The 19,070-nt window shown below is 55.2% G+C and carries 21 protein-coding genes and 1 pseudogene; 16 read left to right on the forward strand and 6 right to left on the reverse strand.

What is annotated here, in order from left to right; all coding sequences use genetic code 11:
* Positions 1-117, forward strand: a pseudogene (locus ACR0JX_RS10535) (FAD binding domain-containing protein); the annotation flags it as partial.
* Positions 118-165: 48 nt separating this feature from the next.
* On the opposite strand, the gene ACR0JX_RS10540 reads toward ACR0JX_RS10535, so the two are convergent.
* Together ACR0JX_RS10540 and ACR0JX_RS10545 are read right to left on the reverse strand one after the other, a co-directional pair.
* Entirely contained in the window at positions 166-1,053 is an 888-nt protein-coding gene (locus ACR0JX_RS10540; protein WP_480543760.1) for an FAD:protein FMN transferase, read from the reverse strand.
* Positions 1,050-3,095, reverse strand: coding sequence for a 4Fe-4S binding protein (locus tag ACR0JX_RS10545; RefSeq protein ID WP_480544116.1), 2,046 nt, complete (start codon positions 3,093-3,095; stop codon positions 1,050-1,052). Before ACR0JX_RS10545 ends, ACR0JX_RS10540 begins: the two co-directional genes overlap by 4 nt.
* Positions 3,096-3,313: 218 nt before the next feature.
* Between ACR0JX_RS10545 and pqqA the strand changes: the two genes are divergently transcribed.
* The 5 genes from pqqA to pqqE are packed head-to-tail and all read left to right on the forward strand — an operon-like array spanning position 3,314 to position 6,420.
* On the forward strand, positions 3,314-3,421 hold the full coding sequence (pqqA, locus tag ACR0JX_RS10550) for a pyrroloquinoline quinone precursor peptide PqqA (RefSeq protein WP_170537497.1): 108 nt from the start codon (positions 3,314-3,316) through the stop codon (positions 3,419-3,421).
* A gap of 26 nt (positions 3,422-3,447) precedes the next feature.
* A complete protein-coding gene (pqqB, locus tag ACR0JX_RS10555) occupies positions 3,448-4,335 on the forward strand; it encodes a pyrroloquinoline quinone biosynthesis protein PqqB (RefSeq protein WP_480543761.1) in 888 nt (295 codons plus the stop codon).
* Positions 4,332-5,060, forward strand: coding sequence for a pyrroloquinoline-quinone synthase PqqC (gene pqqC, locus ACR0JX_RS10560; RefSeq protein ID WP_480543762.1), 729 nt, complete (start codon positions 4,332-4,334; stop codon positions 5,058-5,060). The genes pqqB and pqqC overlap by 4 nt, the downstream gene beginning before the upstream one ends.
* Positions 5,057-5,344 (forward strand): pyrroloquinoline quinone biosynthesis peptide chaperone PqqD, encoded by a 288-nt coding sequence (pqqD, locus tag ACR0JX_RS10565; protein WP_480543763.1) that lies wholly within the window; start codon positions 5,057-5,059, stop codon positions 5,342-5,344. The genes pqqC and pqqD overlap by 4 nt, the downstream gene beginning before the upstream one ends.
* Positions 5,341-6,420: a pyrroloquinoline quinone biosynthesis protein PqqE gene (gene pqqE, locus ACR0JX_RS10570; protein WP_480543764.1), complete on the forward strand. Its 1,080-nt coding sequence runs from the start codon at positions 5,341-5,343 to the stop codon at positions 6,418-6,420. The genes pqqD and pqqE overlap by 4 nt, the downstream gene beginning before the upstream one ends.
* Before the next feature lie 374 nt (positions 6,421-6,794).
* On the opposite strand, the gene ACR0JX_RS10575 is transcribed toward pqqE, so the two are convergent.
* Genes ACR0JX_RS10575 through ACR0JX_RS10590 form a run of 4 tightly spaced genes read right to left on the reverse strand, consistent with a single transcriptional unit; the run spans position 6,795 to position 9,948 of the window.
* The gene (locus tag ACR0JX_RS10575; RefSeq protein ID WP_480543765.1) at positions 6,795-7,586 is read right to left on the reverse strand and encodes an ABC transporter permease; all 792 of its coding nucleotides are present in this window, start codon (positions 7,584-7,586) and stop codon (positions 6,795-6,797) included.
* Positions 7,583-8,335: an ABC transporter permease gene (locus ACR0JX_RS10580; protein WP_480543766.1), complete on the reverse strand. Its 753-nt coding sequence runs from the start codon at positions 8,333-8,335 to the stop codon at positions 7,583-7,585. Before ACR0JX_RS10580 ends, ACR0JX_RS10575 begins: the two co-directional genes overlap by 4 nt.
* Positions 8,336-8,344: 9 nt before the next feature.
* Entirely contained in the window at positions 8,345-9,109 is a 765-nt protein-coding gene (locus tag ACR0JX_RS10585; protein ID WP_480543767.1) for a transporter substrate-binding domain-containing protein, read from the reverse strand.
* A 41-nt stretch (positions 9,110-9,150) separates the two neighbouring features.
* Entirely contained in the window at positions 9,151-9,948 is a 798-nt protein-coding gene (locus tag ACR0JX_RS10590) for an ABC transporter ATP-binding protein (protein ID WP_480543768.1), read from the reverse strand.
* Between the two features lie 77 nt (positions 9,949-10,025).
* On the opposite strand from ACR0JX_RS10590, the gene ACR0JX_RS10595 reads away from it, so the two are divergent.
* The 10 genes from ACR0JX_RS10595 (at position 10,026) to ACR0JX_RS10640 (ending at position 19,047) form a co-directional block, all read left to right on the forward strand.
* Positions 10,026-10,682, forward strand: a complete 657-nt coding sequence (locus ACR0JX_RS10595; RefSeq protein WP_480543769.1) for a TetR family transcriptional regulator C-terminal domain-containing protein — start codon at positions 10,026-10,028, stop codon at positions 10,680-10,682.
* Positions 10,679-11,863, forward strand: a complete 1,185-nt coding sequence (locus ACR0JX_RS10600) for a pyridoxal phosphate-dependent aminotransferase (RefSeq protein WP_480543770.1) — start codon at positions 10,679-10,681, stop codon at positions 11,861-11,863. Before ACR0JX_RS10595 ends, ACR0JX_RS10600 begins: the two co-directional genes overlap by 4 nt.
* Positions 11,860-13,464, forward strand: coding sequence for a 5-guanidino-2-oxopentanoate decarboxylase (locus tag ACR0JX_RS10605; protein ID WP_480543771.1), 1,605 nt, complete (start codon positions 11,860-11,862; stop codon positions 13,462-13,464). Before ACR0JX_RS10600 ends, ACR0JX_RS10605 begins: the two co-directional genes overlap by 4 nt.
* Positions 13,465-13,467: 3 nt before the next feature.
* Entirely contained in the window at positions 13,468-14,250 is a 783-nt protein-coding gene (locus ACR0JX_RS10610; protein WP_480543772.1) for an arginine deiminase family protein, read from the forward strand.
* 371 nt (positions 14,251-14,621) lie between these two features.
* Positions 14,622-15,284: a Crp/Fnr family transcriptional regulator gene (locus ACR0JX_RS10615; protein WP_480543773.1), complete on the forward strand. Its 663-nt coding sequence runs from the start codon at positions 14,622-14,624 to the stop codon at positions 15,282-15,284.
* 90 nt (positions 15,285-15,374) lie between these two features.
* The gene (locus tag ACR0JX_RS10620) at positions 15,375-15,587 is read left to right on the forward strand and encodes a YgaP family membrane protein (protein WP_480543774.1); all 213 of its coding nucleotides are present in this window, start codon (positions 15,375-15,377) and stop codon (positions 15,585-15,587) included.
* Between the two features lie 4 nt (positions 15,588-15,591).
* Positions 15,592-16,023, forward strand: a complete 432-nt coding sequence (locus ACR0JX_RS10625) for a YeeE/YedE family protein (protein WP_480543775.1) — start codon at positions 15,592-15,594, stop codon at positions 16,021-16,023.
* A gap of 1 nt (position 16,024) precedes the next feature.
* A complete protein-coding gene (locus tag ACR0JX_RS10630) occupies positions 16,025-16,453 on the forward strand; it encodes a DUF6691 family protein (protein ID WP_480543776.1) in 429 nt (142 codons plus the stop codon).
* A gap of 22 nt (positions 16,454-16,475) precedes the next feature.
* Entirely contained in the window at positions 16,476-17,357 is an 882-nt protein-coding gene (locus ACR0JX_RS10635; protein WP_480543777.1) for an MBL fold metallo-hydrolase, read from the forward strand.
* Between the two features lie 10 nt (positions 17,358-17,367).
* Positions 17,368-19,047, forward strand: a complete 1,680-nt coding sequence (locus ACR0JX_RS10640; protein ID WP_480543778.1) for a bifunctional protein tyrosine phosphatase family protein/NAD(P)/FAD-dependent oxidoreductase — start codon at positions 17,368-17,370, stop codon at positions 19,045-19,047.
* The last annotated feature ends 23 nt before the right edge of the window (positions 19,048-19,070 follow it).

The raw sequence follows: 19,070 nt of genomic DNA on the forward strand, positions 1-19,070 counted from the left end.
TTGATGGGGCTGAAGGTCAACCCGATGAACATGATCGCCGACCTGCACGGCAGCAAAGACTACCGCGCACATCTGGTCTCCGTCATGACCAAACGTGCCGTCCAAGCTTGTTTGTAGAAAACCAATAGACACAGCAAAGCCCCGGTGAAAATCGGGGCTTTTTTGCTATCCGGTCAGAGTTTTCACAGTGCCGTTTCGATGAACACAAAGAGCTGTGGCTTCATCATCGGTTCGAGAAAGAACCGTACGAATCTCAACTTTGTTCGCGTAGCAGAAGGCCGTCGACAAGGCATCCGCAATCGTTGCGTTCGACGACTGTACACTCACCGTGGACCATTGCGGTGCGCGAGCGCCATTTGGGTCCAGAATGTGTGGACCACCTGATCGAGACTGAGATACTGTTGGGCTGGACGTTGCAACTGCGCGATCCTGCAGTTGGATTGTTTCAACCAAGCCATGCGTCGGGTCGGAGACACCAAGAGTCCAAGTGCGGCCACCGGCATGGAACTCTCCAACATTGACCAGGACCTTTGTCCACCCGGCTTGACGCAATGCGCGTGCGACAAGATCTGTGGCGTAACCTTGAGCTATACCGTTCAAGGTCAGTGACTGGCCCTGATCCAACTGAATGCGGGACCGGGAGATGCGCACCCGATCCCAACCAACGAGCCGCTGTGCTACTTTGATCTCTTGCGAGGTGCGGGCCGTCCAAAGCGGCTGAACCGTCGGATCAAAAAATCCTCCGGTCAGTTTGTAAGCGGTGTCGCTGACCACAAGCAGAGCATGAAAATCCGGGTCAGGGTCGCTCAGAAATCCAGTACGATTCAGCTGTGCTAAAGTCGAATCCGGACGGTAAAGGCTGAAGAGCGTCTCACACCGCTCAAGTATGGATCGCACATGCACAATCGCGTTCTGAGCTAAGTCGGGATCACCTTCGAGGGTCAGGTGAACCTCGGCCCCCAAGGCATAGCCTTGCCAATGAATGGGACGTGCCTGTGCCGGGGTCGCAAGGGCAGCGGCTGAAATGGCCAGAAAGCGGCGTCGGTTCATCATCGCGCAGCTACCCCTCGGCTCTGGCGCCGCGCTGCGATGATCAGCGGAACACAGCGGCTTTGGTCATCATGAATGGCGACACAGTCAAGACACTGAAAGCATTCGTCATACTGGATTTCACCGGTTTTCCGGATCGCACCGTATTTGCATTTGACTTTGCATAGCTGACAAGGTGAACCGCATTCCGTGCGGCGTTCGATCCAGTTTCGACCGCGCAGCAATCCTCCGATCGCCATAAAGGCCCCCAAGGGGCAAACGTAGCGACAGAACCCCTTGAAGAGCACCATGCTCAGCACCAGCCAGAATATCGCGTAGGCCGCATAGTACCACTCGCGGATGAAGAAGGTTGTGATCGCGGTTTTGAACGGTTCAACTTCGGCTGCTTTGTCAATCTGATCCGGGGCGAAGAAAACGACGGCAATAAGCGCCAGCAGAATGGCGTATTTCAGCCATTTCAACCGATTGTCCCATCTGGGAGAAGGTTCGATCTGCGGGATTCGCAACGCCTTACCAAGGTGATGGGAAAATTCCTGAAGCGCGCCAAACGGGCAAAGCCAACCGCAAAAAAGCCCCCTGCCCCACGCCACGAGGCCAGCAAGTGCGACCGCCCAAACCAAAAGCGAGAAGGGATCGTAGAGCAGAAACGCAAAGCTTCCGCCTTCCAAGGCGGTGCGCAGAGACCCCAGAACCGTAACGATTGACAGCTGACCCTGCCCCCACCAGCCGATGAAACCTGTGACAATGGCAAGAACCCCAAGACGCAACGGGGTGAACAGCGGTCGAGCCGCAAACGCGTTCATCCGCAGACCCAAAACGCCGACGAGCCCGGTCAGGAAAACCCCCAATAAAATCATATCAGCCTGGCGGTTCCGCAGCGCTTCCAGCCAAGGCGGCGCCGGTTTGACCTGTACTGGCCTGTCAAAAAACCGTTCGGGCGTGCTGTGAGGTACCTCTAGTGTCACCGAGCCTGTTTCGGGTTGAAACATGCCATGTTCGCGCACCGCCAGAACCTTCAGCACCCAGTCGCTTGCAGGATCAAAACCCAACCTGCGATCCGTGCGCAAGATCATGGCAACCCCATCGGGCATAGTGTCTGAAAGCTCGACCAGCAGATCTGCATCGCGTAGTGCGACCGGTAGCCCGCCTTGTTCTGCCGCGATCCAGTCCGGTGCAGTGTTGCGCACAAATTCATCGCTTACCAATCCATGGCGAGCTGTTTCAATCAGCAGGATCGGTTCGTCATTGTCTGAGATTTCCATAAAATTCTGCAGCTCTTTAAAGCTGTCTTCAGACAAAGCCGCGCGAGCAATGGATTTGGGACCGAGATCCACAATCCAGAGATCAAGATATGGGTCTTCCGGATAATCCTTTGCTTCGGGGTCGTCATCCTCCCATAAGGTGCTTTTGAACAGGGCGTCGACTTCAGCATTGGTGATCACTTTGCGTGTCGCGATACCTTGGTCGACCAGGTCCTGCCAGGTCAAGTCCTCTTCGTAGTCGGGTTTCGGAAAGGCTGGAGGCGCCGTTGCCAAGCCCTTCATCTTCTCTCGCGCAACGGCCAAAGCAGCACCCATAACCGATTCATGCGCGATCCGAACGCTGGCTGTCGCTTTTGTGACCCCGTCCAAATACACCAAAGACGACCCCGAAGCGCCATCGCCATAGGGCGTGCCAACTACGATCGAATCCGAAATCGACAGCCCGCCATATTGTTCAAAAAACTTGTGAAATGGCGCCTCTCCGAGGCCCGAGACAAAGATCGGCTCATTGTGTTCGATCAGTTGGACATCCAGAAACCGACCTTCAAGATCCAGAACAACAAGCAGGTTGATCGGCGCCCCTGAAAAGCCCGGCAATGGTGCTAAAGGTTCGGATTCAAATACATATCCCACCTCAGCGCCACCCGAGTTCAACAAACTGTAGACGCCATCTTCGTTTAACGCCTCACCCAGCGACATCGGAGCCCGTACGTAGGGTTCAATCTGTTCTCGTGGCGAAGGCTCGGCCAAAGCCGAAAGGCTGCCAAGAAGGAACACCAACATACTCTGAAGTACGCGCATGGGCGAAAGACTAACTTTCCACCCTTTAACATGACATTCGACGAAAGTCCTAGGCTAGGTATCTACGACCCTAAGGCTATTGACGTGAATTGCCCGAACCTTGAGACTTCGACTATCCCTACGACCAAAGCACCATTTTCGACGGAGTGCGCGAACTGTAGGTTTTGAGGAAACACCAGCTGTTCATGGGAGGAGACATCATGACTTGGAGCACACCGAAGCTGAAAGAAGTGAACTGCGGAATGGAGATCAACATGTACTCTCCCTCCGAGGATGAAGGCCGCGAGCACGAACGCGACCTGTTTTGATCATCTGATCTCAGCGGAGGCCCAAAGTGCATTTTCTGGTTCTTGGGGCTTCTGCAGGCGGTGGACTGCCGCAGTGGAATTGTGGTTGCCGGAACTGTGAGGATGCCCGTAACGGGCTTATCCCGCCTTCCGGCCAATCTTCATTGGCAGTATCGCAAGATGGTGAGCATTGGAGCATTCTTAATGCCTCACCAGACATTCGCCAGCAAATGCTGGACAATCCCAAAATGCACCCCCGGTCATTGCGCGATACACCAGTCGTCTCAGTTTTGCTGACCAATGGCGATATTGACCATATTGCAGGTTTACTCAGCCTGCGTGAACAAACCCCGTTCACCCTGTTTGCGACCGGTGACATTCTGGAAGTGCTTTCCAACAACCGGATTTTCGACGCGGTGAACCGGGCGAAAGTAGATCGCAAACGGATTGTTTTGGAACAAGACTTCGATCTTCAGAACGGGCTTCACGCGCGATTGTTTGCCGTACCGGGTAAGGTACCTTTGTTCATGGAAGGTGACACAGTGCAAACCGATCTGATCGGGGAACAAACAGTTGGTGTAAGGCTTAGCGCAGGCGGCAAGGTCGCCTACTACATCCCCGGGTGCGCGCAGGTGACGCCAGACCTATTGTCCCAGATCGCAGACGGGGATCAGCTGTTCTTTGACGGCACGCTTTGGGACGATGATGAGATGATCCGCACGGGAACGGGTGTCAAAACCGGGCAACGCATGGGCCATATCTCGGTCAGCGGACCTGATGGGTCAATCGCTCAGCTCAAAGACATCTCGGCAGCCAAGACGTTCATACATATCAACAACACCAACCCGATGCTGCAACCCGGCGGGCCGGAACGGACTTTTGTCGAGAACGCAGGCTGGTCCATTGCTTATGACGGGCAGGAGATCACGATATGAGCCGCGAAGCGCTGGAAGCTCGCCTGCGCCAAATCGGCGCTGAACGCTACCATGATAAACACCCGTTTCACCATCGGCTTCATAGCGGGCAGTGCACACCCGATCAGGTACGGGCCTGGGTTATAAATCGATGGGCGTATCAGGCAGCCATTCCGATGAAAGACGCTGCGTTTATGTCGCGTTGTACCGATCCCGATATCCGACGCGAGTGGCGGTCACGGATCGAAGATCACGACGGTGGCGTTGACGAGGGCGGTGGTATCCGAAGGTGGCTGAAGCTCGCCGAGGCGGTGGGACTAGACCCTGACTATGTTGCGTCCGGCCAAGGTATCCTCCCGGCGACCCAGTTCGCAGTGGATGCCTATGTACACTATGTCCGCGAAAAACCGCTTCTACAGGCGGTTGCGTCCTCACTAACAGAGTTGTTTGCACCAAAAATCCACGAGCGACGGATTGAGGGACTTTTGGCGCACTACGACTTCGCCAATCCAGATAGCTTGTCGTATTTCCAGAAGCGCCTCACTCAAGCGCCCAAGGACGTCGCCTTTGGTCTGAACTGGGTGCTCGATCACGCCGACACGCCTGAAAAAGAGGACATGGCCTGTGAAGCGCTGCTTTTCAAAACCAATGTCCTTTGGGCTCAGCTTGATGCGCTTTGGTGCGCCTATGTCGAACCCGGCCTGATCCCCCCCGGGGCTTGGCAGCCAGGGGAAGGTTTGACATGACACTTAAGCTACGCCCCCAAGATCGCCCCTATCTGCCACGCGGCGTGCGGGTTCAACACGACCAGGTTCGCAAACGCACAGTGCTGATGGCCCCGGAAAAGGTGATCGAACTGGATGAAATCGGCGTTGCGATCCTGAGCCGGATCAATGGCGCAGCCAGTTTAGATCAGATCATTGCGGAGTTGGCCGATACTTATAACGCGCCTGCGGATCAAATCGCACAGGATGTGCAACAATTTCTTCAAACGCTTCGCAGCCGATTGTACCTGATGGTGCAAACATGAGTGTTCAAGCACCTATTGCCCTCTTGGCCGAGTTGACCCATCGCTGCCCGCTCAGCTGTCCCTACTGCAGCAACCCGGTCGAGCTAGAGCGCAAAGAAACCGAGCTGGAAACCAACGCCTGGAAAGACGTGTTCCAACAGGCCTACGACATGGGCGTGTTGCAGCTGCATCTGTCTGGTGGCGAGCCCGCATCGCGCCGTGATCTAGAAGAGTTGACAGAAGCCGCCGCCGCCACCGGCCTCTACACTAACCTGATTACCTCGGGCATTGGTCTGACGCCCAAACGGCTAGATCATCTTGAGGCTGCAGGTCTGGATCATATCCAACTCTCGCTGCAAGGCACCAACGCTGAACTGGCAGATCGGATCGGCGGGTATCGCGGAGGGTTTGACCGCAAGATGGCCTTCGCAAAAGAGGTCAGCGCGCGGGGTATTCCCCTGACCTTGAATGCTGTTATGCACCGTCAAAATCTGGATGATCTGGATCGCACTATTGAAATGGCCGTCGAGCTCGGAGCGCGCCGACTGGAAGTGGCTTGCGTCCAATTTCACGGATGGGCCTTGGAAAATCGCTCTGCGTTGCTACCAACCCGTGAACAAACCCAAGTGGTAAAGAATACGGTCGCCGATGCCGCACAGCGCCTTAAAGGGGTTCTTGCCTTCGATTTTGTACCGCCGGACTACTACTCGGACTATCCCAAAGCCTGTATGGGCGGTTGGGGCTCAACAGGCCTGAACGTCACACCCAATGGTACAGTTTTACCATGTCATGCGGCCCAGACGATCAAGCATATTCAGTTCGACACAGTACGAGAAAAAAGCCTTAGAGATATCTGGTACCAAAGCGAGTCTTTCAACATATTCCGCGGAACCGACTGGCTACCGGAACCCTGTCAGAGTTGCGAACGCAAAGAGTTGGATTTTGGTGGGTGTCGTTGTCAAGCGCTTGCACTGTCTGGTGATGCCGCCGCAACTGATCCAGTTTGCCAGAAGTCACCTATGCATGCCCAGATTGCATCGGTTCTGGATCAACTTCCAATCTCGTCGGACACCAGTCTGGTCTACCGAAAAATATAAGCTCAAGCCCGATTCTGTCGCTTAAGATGTCATGCGTCGCGACTGCAAAAGTTGGTCGACGGTGGCACGGGGTGCACATTTTTGACCTTTGAGTTTATATGCTAATGCGTCTTACCGCTCGCTGTCTTTGACACCAAAGCGGGCTCGGGCATCTGGTCGATAGGACCGCCTGCCCCGTGAACGCTAGCCAGACGAACGCCGAAGAAATTCTGCGAAACTTTTAGCTTCAAGTCTGTTGCAAACGCGATGGCGAACGCATGTGAAGTCCAACAATTCGCCACCCGTTCACGACAGAAGCTGACAGAAAGGTGGAGCCAAGAGGATCGCGGAAAGAGCTGACATGCAATCGTCCGCTATCCGCCGCTGGGTCAAAATCAAGACGTACTTCGCTTTCCGGTTCCCAGAACTCGGACCTCCAACCAGTGGAACGCCAATGCAATCATACCCGCGACCAGAATATAGAATACAGCCAATAGAAGGAGCGGCTCATAGATGATGAAAGTATCAGAGCGCACACGTGAAGAGACGGCATATATATCGACGACGGTTATAGTGGCGACCAAGGGGGTTGCTTTCAACTGAAGGATGGTTTCGCCACCCAACGTCGGAAGAACATTGCGGATCGCCTGTGGCAACCAGATGCGGCGGAACATGGTAAGCCGCGGCATACCAAAAGATTTGGCGGCCTCAAGCTGCCCCTTGGCGACGCCCTTGAACGCACCCCGCATAACTTCACCTTCATACCCGGCATAGGACAACGTCAGCGCCAGCACAGCATAAGGCCATGCCTGCCGCAGATAGGGCCAGAGTTCTGAAGACCGGATCCACGGAAACTGGGGGAAGAGCGAGCCTAACCCATAGTACAACAACCAAAGCTGTAACAGCAGCGGAGTACCGCGGATGATAGTACAAAATGCCTTGGCAGGGGCGGCAAGATACCAGGGCCCAACCGCCTGTGCCAACCCAAGCGGAACCGCAAGCAGGAAACCAAGAACAACGGTGACAACCAACAGCCAGATTGTCGTCCAAATGCCCTGAAGGGCCAATGGGGCGTATTTCGGGATCCAGTCCCACTGCAGCGATACTGCGCACCATATGACGATCCCGACGAAGACTAGCATCATCACGATGCGGTGTGGTTGCATCAGCGATCTGAAATCGATCATCTGCTCCCTCCCGTCAGAGAGGGTTGGCCGCGACGCGCCCATTTCTCAATCCGGGCGAAGATACCGCCGGAAAACAGCGTGACCATGAGATAGAGAAAACCCGCCGCCAGAAAAAAAGTGAAATAGGCGCGCGTGCTGCTGGCAGCTTGTCGGGTCTCCAGCGTCAACTCGTTGAAACCCACGACAGCAAGCAGTGCCGTGTCTTTGGTCGCAATCAGCCACAGGTTGGCCAGACCCGGCACGGCAAAGCTCATCATCGCAGGGATTGTCACACGCCGCATGGTCATGAAGGCAGGCATCCCGTAGGATTTAGCAGCTTCGATCTGACCGGGTGGAACCGCCTGAATGGCACCGCGCAGAATTTCGGTCGCGTATGCACCCTGAACGACGCCCAGTACCCATATGCCTGCGCCAACGCCGCTGACTTCGACCCGGCCACCACCCATGGCAGCAGAGATTTTATTGATGATATCCGATCCCACGTAGTACAGGATCAGGATCAGAACCAGTTCCGGTACGGCCCGGATGACCGTCGTGTAAATGGCGAGAAGATCGCGCGTGACCTTCCCGCCATAAAGTTTGCCATAAGCTCCGAACAAGCCGATCACCAGGCCCAGCGCATATGCACCAAGGGCGATCTGCAATGAGTGGGACAATCCGCGCAGCAGATTGGCCCCCCACCCCGGTGGCGACAGCGACAGAAGCTCTGCGCTCTGCGCCAATCCAAGTGAGTCCAACAGTTCGGTCACAGCGGCAGCTTAGTAGATGCTGGCCGAGAAATAGTTCGACGTGATTTCCTCGTGCGTGCCATCGGCCAGAATTGCCGCGATGCCCTTATTCAGCGCCGCAAGCAGGTCGTCCTGACCCTTGCGGACGCCAGCACCCACACCGCGGCCCAAAATGGCCGGATCGTCTGCAACGGCACCTTTGATTTCGCAGCAGGCGCCGGCATCCGAGTTTACAAAGTCAGCCATCGCGATGCTGTCGGCCTGTGTGGCATCAATGCGGCCTGCGAACAGATCCTGATTGGCCTCATCCTGGGTTTGGTAGACGCGCAGTTCGGAATCCTTGAAATATTCCTGCGCATAAGCCTGGTGGATGGTCGAAGCCTGAATGCCAACAATTTTTCCCGCCAGCGATTCAGGGGTTGCTTCGATATCCATCGATTTATCCGCGACGATGACGGCAGGTGTGTTGTAGTAAGGATCGCTGAAATCAATGGTCTTCAAGCGTTCCTCGGTGATCGACATCGACGCCATGATCGCATCGATCTGCTGACCGGTCAGCGATGGGATGATACCATCCCAAGCGACGGGTGTGATCACACAGTCAAGCTCGGCCGCAACACAGACGGCGTTGATAACGTCGATCTCCCAGCCAACCCAGTTACCTGAGCTGTCCAGCGACGCGAATGGCGGGTAAGGCTCAGCTGCGATGCCGATCTTGACCTCTTCGGCACTGGCGACACCAGCCGAAAGAATGGCGGCGGCAAGCCCGGATGCGAGCAGTTTCTTGACGTTCATTTTGTTACTCCCTGTTGATTCATTCGTTAGTTTTGACTGGATCAGGCGACCGAGCTGAGGAATTGCTTCAACCGTTCTGATTTTGGGTTCCCAAAGACCTCGGCAGGTGGCCCCTGCTCTTCAATGCGGCCTTCGAAAAGATAGACAACGTGGTTTGCGACTTCGCGCGCAAACTTCATTTCATGGGTGACAAGCAGCATGGTGCGCCCTTCGGCGGCCAGATCACGGATCACGGTCAAAACCTCGCCGACCAGTTCGGGATCAAGCGCCGAGGTGGGCTCGTCAAACAGCATGACAGACGGATCGACCGCAAGCGCGCGTGCAATGGCAGCGCGCTGTTGCTGGCCACCTGACAGATAGGCTGGATAAGTATCGGCCTTGTCGCCGAGCCCTACCCTTTCCAGCAGTTCATGCGCCCGCGCAATGGCCTCTGACTTTGGTATCTTTAGCACATGCACCGGCACTTCGATTACGTTCTCTAATAGCGTGCGATGTGTCCACAGATTGAACTGCTGAAACACCATCGCCAACCGCGTTCGGATACGTTCGATCTGGCGGCGGTTGGACGGGCTGCCATCGGTATGCATCTCAACCAGTTCACCACCTATGGTGATCTTTCCCGAACTCGGCGTTTCCAAGAAATTGATGCAGCGCAGCATAGTGGATTTACCAGAACCTGACCCCCCGATGATGGCAACGACATCCCCTTTGTTGGCTGTTAGCGACACACCTTTCAAAACCTCCAGCGTACCGAAGGATTTATGAAGGTCTTCAACCTTTATTGCCTCGTTCGTCGCGGTTGCTTCGAGTGTGGATGATGTTGCTTTGGCTGTGTCCATATCCAAGAATCTTCTGATTTCGACTTGCAGTAAGCCCCGAATCTCGCAATTATGCAAGTGTATAATAACTCGATGCCATGGATGACCGGGACGTGCAGGACGACAGCCGAAAATTTACACGTGAGTCTGCTGAAGTTCGGCGCGAGGCGCTGATCCTGGCGACATTGGACCTGATCGCCGAGATGGGTGTTCGGGGTGCTACTGTGCGTGAGATTGCAGCCCGCGCGAACGTGACCCAAGGTTTAATCCGTCACTATTTTTCGACGAAGGAAGAGCTGGTTCAGGCGGCATATGAGCACCACATGAACACGCTGACCGATCAGACGGCTGCTTCGTCGGGTCAGGGCAGCGCAGTCTCTCGGTTAACCAACTTCGTTGACGCATCGTTGCGGCCACCAATCGTTAACACAAGCGCTGTGGCCTTATGGGCCGGCTTCCTGAACAAGGTGCAGCATGATCCGAAAATGCAGCGCATCCACCAGCAAACCTATAACTATTTCCGGGATCATCTCGAGAAGTTGATCGTCGCCGCATTGCAAGAAACCGGGCGCACAGTCGCAGCATCAGAAGCAACGCAACTGGCCATTGCCTGTAACGCGGTGATCGACGGCCTCTGGTTGGAAGGAGGAGCGCTTCCGGATGCATTTTTTGAAGGCCAGTTGGCGCAGATCGGGCTGGATTCTGTCAGCGCCATCGTCGGTATTCCTTTGACCAAAGAGGTAAAACAGCCATGAAGACCACGTCAGTGACCGAACGATTGGCGGGTTTGGGGGGCGCCAAATGGGGCGTCCATCTAAAAGCGCGCGACCTTATCAAAGCCGGAGCGGACATCGTTGAGATGACGATTGGCGAACCGGATGTGCCGGTGCCCGAAGCTTTGGTCGAAGCCACTGTAACCTCACTACGTGCGCAGCGGACAGGATATTCCAACGGACGCGGTGAAGCTGGACTGCTTGACGCGCTTGCCACGCGCTATTCAGCCTCTCGCGGACGGGCTTTTGGGCCCGAGAACTTTCTTTGCTTTCCCGGAACACAAACCGCCCTGTTCACAGCGATGGCTGGGGTTGCTGAGGCAGGTGATGAAGTTCTGGTTGGTGACCCGATGTATGCGACCTACGAAGGGGTCATACGCGCCTCGGGAGCGGAAATGGTGCCCGTTCCGCTGCATCCTGAGCACGGGTTTCGCATGCAGGCCAAAGATATCGCAGCGCGGATTACTCCGCGCAGCCGTGCCATTCTTCTAACCACGCCGCACAACCCGACGGGCGCAATCCTGACCGCGACGGAAATTGCCGAGATCGGGAAACTCGCAATTGCCCATGATTTATGGATCATCTCGGACGAGGTTTATGAAGAACTAGTCTTTGATGGTGCCCGGTTTGTTTCACCATTAGCGAATCCGGAACTGGCGGATCGGGTCATAGGCGTGTCCTCCATCTCGAAATCACATGCCGCACCGGGGTTCCGCAGTGGTTGGTGTGTTGGACCCGCAGCATTTTGCGAAGCGCTGCTGCCGTATTCCGAGACCATGCTCTTTGGCAATCAGCCTTTCATTGCGGATATGACCGAAAAGGCAATCCGCGACGGGTCTGATGTTGCCCACGGAATGACCACCCGCTTCTTCAAGCGCGCAACCCTTTTGGCCGATCGTCTTGAAGCGGAAACGGATCTGACAGTTCACCGCCCCGAGGCAGGAATGTTCGCCCTCATCAACGTGTCCGCCACTGGGCTGGATGGCGACGCCTATGCATGGGACTTGTTGCAAGCCGGGGTAGCTGTCATGCCGGGTTCCGCCTTTGGGCGCAGCCTAAAAGATTGGGTCCGCGTCGCGCTGACGATCAACGACACAGATTTTGCCACCGCAATCTCTCGCATCATCGATCACGCCAACAGCAAATCACGCGAGGTCGCATGAGCGGAATGACAATCGGCGAAGCTTTGGTTTCGAAACTTCACCAAAGGGATGTAACCTGCGTCTTTGGAATTCCAGGCGTACACACGGTTGAGCTGTACCGCGGGCTTGCGGCCTCGGGCATTCGTCATGTTACGCCTCGGCACGAACAGGGTGCGGGTTTCATGGCCGATGGCTATGCCCGCGTGTCGGGCAAACCGGGTGTGGCCTTTGTGATTACCGGCCCCGGATTAACAAATACGCTGACGCCGATGGCACAGGCACGCGCCGATTCAGTGCCAATGTTGGTGGTGTCTGGCGTCAACAAAACCGCATCGCTCGGCAAGGGCTTGGGGCATTTGCATGAATTGCCCGATCAACTGGAGCTATCCAAAACAGTTGCGCTACTGTCGGAACAAGTCTCCGACACCACGGCTCTGGACCCGACCTTGAGCCGCGTTTTTCACAACCTCGCAAACGGCCGCCCTGGACCGGTGCATATCGAGGTTCCGTTGGATATCGCTGCGGCTGAATATCAGGAAACGCCTCTCGCGACGCTCGATCCAGAGCCGCCGGTTAACCCGGCCTTGATCACACAAGCCGCAACGCAACTGGCTGAAGCGAAGCAAACTGTCATTTTGGCAGGTGGCGGTGCGAAACGTGTTGGGGCCGGACTGCAAGCTTTGGCCGAAGCGCTGGATGCGCCCGTGGTCCAAACTGTCAACGCGCGCGGTTTGATGCATGGGCATCCTCTGACCGTTCCAGCAAGCCCGAGCCTGAACGCGGTACGCGCACTGATAGAAAGCGCCGATTGCGTGCTTGCTTTGGGAACTGAGCTGGGGCCAACAGACTACGATATGTACGACACGGGTGAGTTTGCGAAACTGCCAAACCTGATCCGGATTGATCGGTGTAGCGATCAACTGGCCAGACATGCGGCAGTGCTTACCATTCAAGGTGACGTTGATGTGGTTATTCCGCAGCTGCTTGAGGCTCTGCCTCTGGACGCAAAGCAATGCGATGGTGCAGAACGTGCCAGCAATACACGCGACGCCGCCTGGAAAGAAATTGGCCCCGATTATCGCCATCAGGTGGAAGTCCTGAATGCGATGCGCGCGGCTGTCCCGAACGCGTTGATGGTTGGGGACTCTACCCAACCAATTTATGCCGGTAATCTTTTCTACGATCACGACCGGGCTGGTGGCTGGTTCAATGCAGCGACGGGGTATGGTGCGCTGGGATACGGTATACCGGCGGCTATCGGCGCATCAATCGCCGATCCGTCCGCGCGGGTGATCTGTGTAGTCGGCGATGGCGGCGCGCAGTTTTCATTGCCCGAAATTATGGCAGCAGTCGATGAAAACCTGCCCATCACATTCGTGATCTGGAACAACTACGGGTATCGGGAAATCGCCACATCAATGCAGGATGTAGGCGTGACCGTCATAGGGTGTGACCCCTCGCCCCCAGATTTCGCCGCCACCGCCAAGTCATTTGGCATTCCATTCAGTTCGATTCCAGCTGAACCCAGCGCTGTCGCGCGGGCCATGCGCGATACAGTCGCCACAGATGGACCGGTCATGATCGAAGTCACCGCTCTGAAATTCGAACCTCAGAAAGATTGAAACATGTCAGACCCCACCTTTGAGTTTTCCCGTGCCATTACCCGTCGCCCGGCTCCGACCATAGCCGGAGGGCTACGTGCAGAAGATATCGGAAACCCGGATTTTGACGGGATGATAGCGGCGCATAAGGCTTACGTTTCAGCACTAAAAAGTACCGGAGCGGAGGTGATCGAGCTTGGTTCCCTCGACGCATTCCCTGACGCGCAATTTGTCGAGGATACGGCCCTGTGCCTACAACAAGGAGCCATACTGATGCGACCAGGTGCACCGTCGCGGATGGGCGAAGTCGGCCAAATGGCTCCGACACTTCGCGCATGCTACGAAATGGTCTTCGAAATCAAAGGCCCCGGTCATATCGAGGGTGGGGATATACTAGTGACCGGTCGCGAAATACTGGTGGGCCGGTCCGAGCGAACGGATGCTGAAGGTGTCGCCGAGCTCGCAAAAATTACATCTAACTGGGGTTACAAACTGCGCGAAGTATTCACGCCAGAAGGCGTTTTGCATTTCAAGACAGATTGTTCATTGATGGATGCCGAGACAATCCTGTCGACCCGTCGATTGGATGCATTGGGTTGCTTTGAAGGCTACCGTGTATTGCATGTCGCTGACGGCGAAGAAGCCGCTGCCAACGCAATCCGCTTTAACAATCTGGTCCTGATGGCAGCGGGCTTCCCACGCACTGCAGAGATGCTGGATCGCGAAGGCTACCAGGTCGTTCAGATCGACAACACCGACTGCGCAAAGCTGGATGGGGGGATGTCCTGTCTTTCGCTAAGATTCTAAAGGTTTCTACTATTAGCTTTTGATCATCGGAACAGGTGTTGCTGGCATTCGCGCCAATGGAGTCATGTCAGATGACATGGATCATCGTTCAAGGCGAGGTCATAGGATGAAGCTGACACCTGCATCAATTTAGCCTGGCCAATACGCAGTGCGCGGCTCTCAAAGCGATTGAATTGATCCGGGTCGATGACGTCATGCAGGTCAATGGATCTGCACGACCGCATATCAAAAAGATCGTGCATGAACTGGGCTTCGTGGGGTATGTGGTCACCCGACGAAGGCATAATGGTGGTGTTCAATTGGGCAAACCTTTTGTCCTCTCGCATTGCTACTATTGAAGAGGGTATCGTAGCACCGATGCGCAAAGCACGATGATCGCTGATTGGACAGAGCGCTTTCAGGGGACTGCGGCCTTGCCGCGCTCGGTGCGCGACCGCCTGCTTAAGGAAGCGCGGATCGTCGAAATGCCTAAAGGCGCGCAGGTATTTGGACCTGCGAATGTGCCAGATAGCCTCTTCTTTCTTTATAATGGGCGCATCCGTGTCTCGCAAAGTTCGGACACGGGTCGCGATATCGTCCTCTATCGCGTAGATGCCGGGGAAAGCTGCGTTCTGACGACGGCCTGTATGCTGGCGGAAGAGGCTTACAACGCCGAAGGTATGGCAGAGACTGACATAACCGCCATCGTTCTTCCAAAGCTTGCCTTTGACAGGTTGGTCGCCGAAGAAGAAGAGTTTCGGAAATTCGTCTTCGCAGCCTATTCAAGGCGGCTGATCGACCTCCTGCGCGTCGTGGATGACGTGGCCTTTGGGCATATGGATGTGCGTTTGGCCGAGCGGCTTCTGACATTGGCAGGCGAGTTTAAGGAGATCTCGACCACCCACCAACAATTGGCGAGTGAACTGGGCACAGCGCGAGAAGTCGTTAGCCGAATTCTGCAGGATTTTCAGAAGCGTGAAATGATTGCCCAATCACGTGGCCACATTTTGTTGCTGGACAAACAAGCGCTACGAGAACGCGCTGCATCCAACTAATTCAAATTTTTGCATGTTAAGTGACAATGTCACTGAACCCCTGAAGTCAAAACTATATCCGTTCTCCAAGTTATGATGATGGAGAACACCATGAACACGAACGTTGGAACCATTGACCGCGTCCTTCGCGCTGCGCTTGGCCTTGGATTGCTTTATCTTGCCCTTTTCAGCGGCTTGCCATTGTTTGACGGGAACGTTCTGAAATTCGGCGCGACAGCGGTCGGTATTGTTATGCTGATTGTCTCGGCAACGCGTGTTTGTCCGATCTACTATATCTTCGGTTTTAAGACCTGCCGGTCCTGAAGCAATGGAAACTTCGTTTACTCCTTTCACCTCTTTTGGTGGTGGCTTGCTGATCGGCCTTAGCGCGGTGCTGCTAATGCTTGGCCTGGGGCGGGTACTTGGTGCGACCGGGGTTCTGTCTGGCATAGTCTTCGTCCAAAACCGGGAAGAACTGATGTGGCGGCTCGCTTTGATCGCAGGAATGATACTTGCTCCGGGGTTCATCTATGTCGTGACGGGCTCCATGCCCGTGCTCACCGTCCCTGTCAGCCCGGCGATGATTGTCATTGGCGGTGTGATTGTCGGGCTCGGCGCAAGCCTGGGGTCTGGTTGCACATCTGGTCACGGAATATGTGGCTTGTCGCGCTTATCAATCCGTTCGTTCGTAGCGGTGCCGGTTTTCATGGCGACAGCGGCACTAACCGTATTCCTAATCCGCCATGTCGCAGGAGGCTGAAATGAAACATCTTTTTGCCCTAGTGACCGGACTTGTCTTTGGAACAGGAATTGCAATCTCGGGGATGATGGACCCTGCAAAGGTTCTGAACTTCTTTGACATTGCTGGAACATGGGATCCAAGTTTGATTTTCGTCATGGGCGGTGCTTTGGTCGTAACGTTTATTGGGTATCGGCTTGTTTGGCATCGCCCTGCCCCGCTGTTTGAACACCGTTTCCAGCTGCCTGTTTCCAAGCAGATCGATAACAAACTCATCGGGGGCGCCGCCCTATTTGGCATTGGCTGGGGAATTGCCGGGTTCTGTCCGGGCGCTGCCATTCCTGCATTGGGAACAGGCCGCTGGGAAGTCGCGCTGTTCCTCGCGTCGGTCATTGGCGGATTCTATTTGCGCCGCCTGATCAGCCCTATGCCAGCCAAATCGACCACCTGACAACCCCTTCGGAGGACACGATATGACTTACCCCGTCTGCATGGGCATCAAACCGGATGTTCAAGCGTTTTTTGACGAAGCCACCAACACAATCAGCTACATCGTAAAGGACCCGTCATCGAATGCCTGCGCGATTGTCGATAGCGTCATGGATATCGACTATGCCGCCGGACGTATCACCTATGAACACGCAGACCAACTGATCCACCGAATTGAAGAACAAGCGCTAAAACTTGAGTGGATCATAGAGACACATGTTCATGCCGATCACCTCAGCGCGGCCCCCTACATTCAGTCGAAGCTGGGCGGCAAGATCGGTATCGGATCAAAAATCATGGTGGTGCAGGATACGTTCGGAAAGATCTTCAACGAAGGCACCAAATTCCAGCGCGACGGATCTCAGTTCGATGCGCTGTTCGAGGATGGCGACACCTACATGATCGGCAACATGCAAGCCTTTGTCATGTATACGCCGGGTCATACACCTGCCTGTATGGTGCATGTAATGGGGAATGCCGCGTTTGTAGGCGACACCCTCTTCATGCCTGACGGAGGTTCGGCCCGAGCCGACTTTCCAGGCGGCGATTCCGGCGTTCTTTACGACAGCATTCAGAAAGTGCTGTCACTGCCAAACGAGATGAGGCTTTTCATGTGTCACGACTACGGTCCAAACGGCCGTGAAATACAGTGGGAAACCACAGTTGGTGACGAAAAAGCCCACAATATTCACGTTGGCGGAGGCAAAACGAAGGAAGAATTCGTCAAGTTCCGCACCGAACGCGATGCACAGCTTGCCATGCCAAAACTCATCATTCCTTCACTGCAAGTGAACATGCGCGCCGGAGAAGTGCCAAAAGACGTTGACGGCAATCCGATGCTCAAAGTGCCCGTGAATGCACTCTGAGGAGGTCGAAATGGATATCAGGAAAATCACTGACAAAACCTCGGTAAGCCCGCAAATCACGGTCGACGATATAACCGCAATCAAGGATGCCGGCTTCCGAGCGATAGTTTGTAACCGTCCCGACGGTGAAGGAGCAGACCAGCCCAGTTTCGAAGAAATCGAGGGAGCAGCAACGCTGGCTGGGCTTGACGCCGTCTACGTTCCCGTTCGATCCGGGATCGTAAACGATGCAGATGTCGAGGCATTTGGTGACGCTTTGGCCCAGCTGCCACGCCCTGTCCTTGCCTATTGCCGAACCGGAACGCGGTCAGCCACCCTTTGGTCGTTCCACGAAAGCAAGAAACGTCCAATGCCCGAAATACTCGCAGCGACGAAAGCCGCGGGATACGATATGAACGGTGTCGCGAGACGTATAGCAAACGGGGGTAAGACCCCAACGGATACGGGCGATGCAAATTTTGATGTTGTGATTGTCGGTGCGGGTGCCGGAGGTGTTTCTGTCGCTGCCAGCCTGCAATCCCGCCAATCGAACCTTTCGATAGCGATCATCGATCCGGCGGATATTCACTACTACCAGCCAGGATGGACCATGGTCGGCGGTGGTATCTTCGAGGCCAGCGAAACCGCAAAAACTATGGGCTCGCTCATCCCGAATGGAGTCAAATGGATCAAGGCAGCGGTTGCCGCGTTTGAACCCGAAAACAATGCGGTGATCCTGGATGGATGTCGTGTTGTTAAATACGATCGATTGGTTGTTTGCCCCGGTCTGAAACTGGATTGGGAAGCAGTTGAGGGGCTCGAAGAAACGCTCGGCCGCAATGGCGTAACCTCGAACTACCGCTATGACTTGGCACCCTACACCTGGCAGTTGGTGCAGGATATGAAAGAGGGACGCGCCCTTTTTACGCAGCCACCGATGCCTATCAAATGCGCAGGTGCGCCTCAAAAGGCAATGTATCTGTCAGGCGACGCCTGGTTCCGAAACGGTCGCCTGAAGGATATCGACATTCAGTTCATGAACGCGGGTGGGGTCCTGTTCGGGGTGAAAGACTATGTACCTGCTTTGGAACACTATGTGGCTAAGTACGGTGCGACGCTGAACTACTTCCATAATCTGGTGTCTGTCGATGGCCCGGCAAAGACGGCAACATTCAAGGTCGCCAAACCCGAAACTGAGCCGGAAACAGTCACAGTAGACTTTGACATGATGCATGTCTGCCCCCCTCAGGTGGCCCCTGACTTTGTCCGAGTATCTCCTTTGGCCGATGCGGCGGGTTGGGTTGACGTCGATCAGAGTACCCTCCGCCACAAGAGCTACGAAAACATCTGGAGCCTTGGCGATGTCATGAACGCCCCCAATGCGAAAACTGCAGCGGCAGCGCGCAAGCAGGCTCCAACAGTGGCGGAAAACATCGTGGCCGATATCGCGGGTCGCTCACCGACTGCCGCCTATGATGGCTATGGGTCATGCCCTTTGACTGTTGAACGCGGAAAAATCGTTCTGGCCGAGTTCGGTTATGGTGGCGTGTTAAAGCCTAGCTTCCCACGCGCACTGCTGGACGGCACCAAGCCCACACGCTTGGCATGGTTTCTCAAGGAAAAGATGCTGCCACCGATCTATTGGAAAGCCATGCTGAAGGGCAAGGAATGGATGGCCAAGCCCGAAAAACTCAAGGTCGCTGCCGAATAAGCGGCTGATAACCGGCGCAGCGG

Source organism: Ruegeria sp. AH7, from assembly GCF_056541325.1.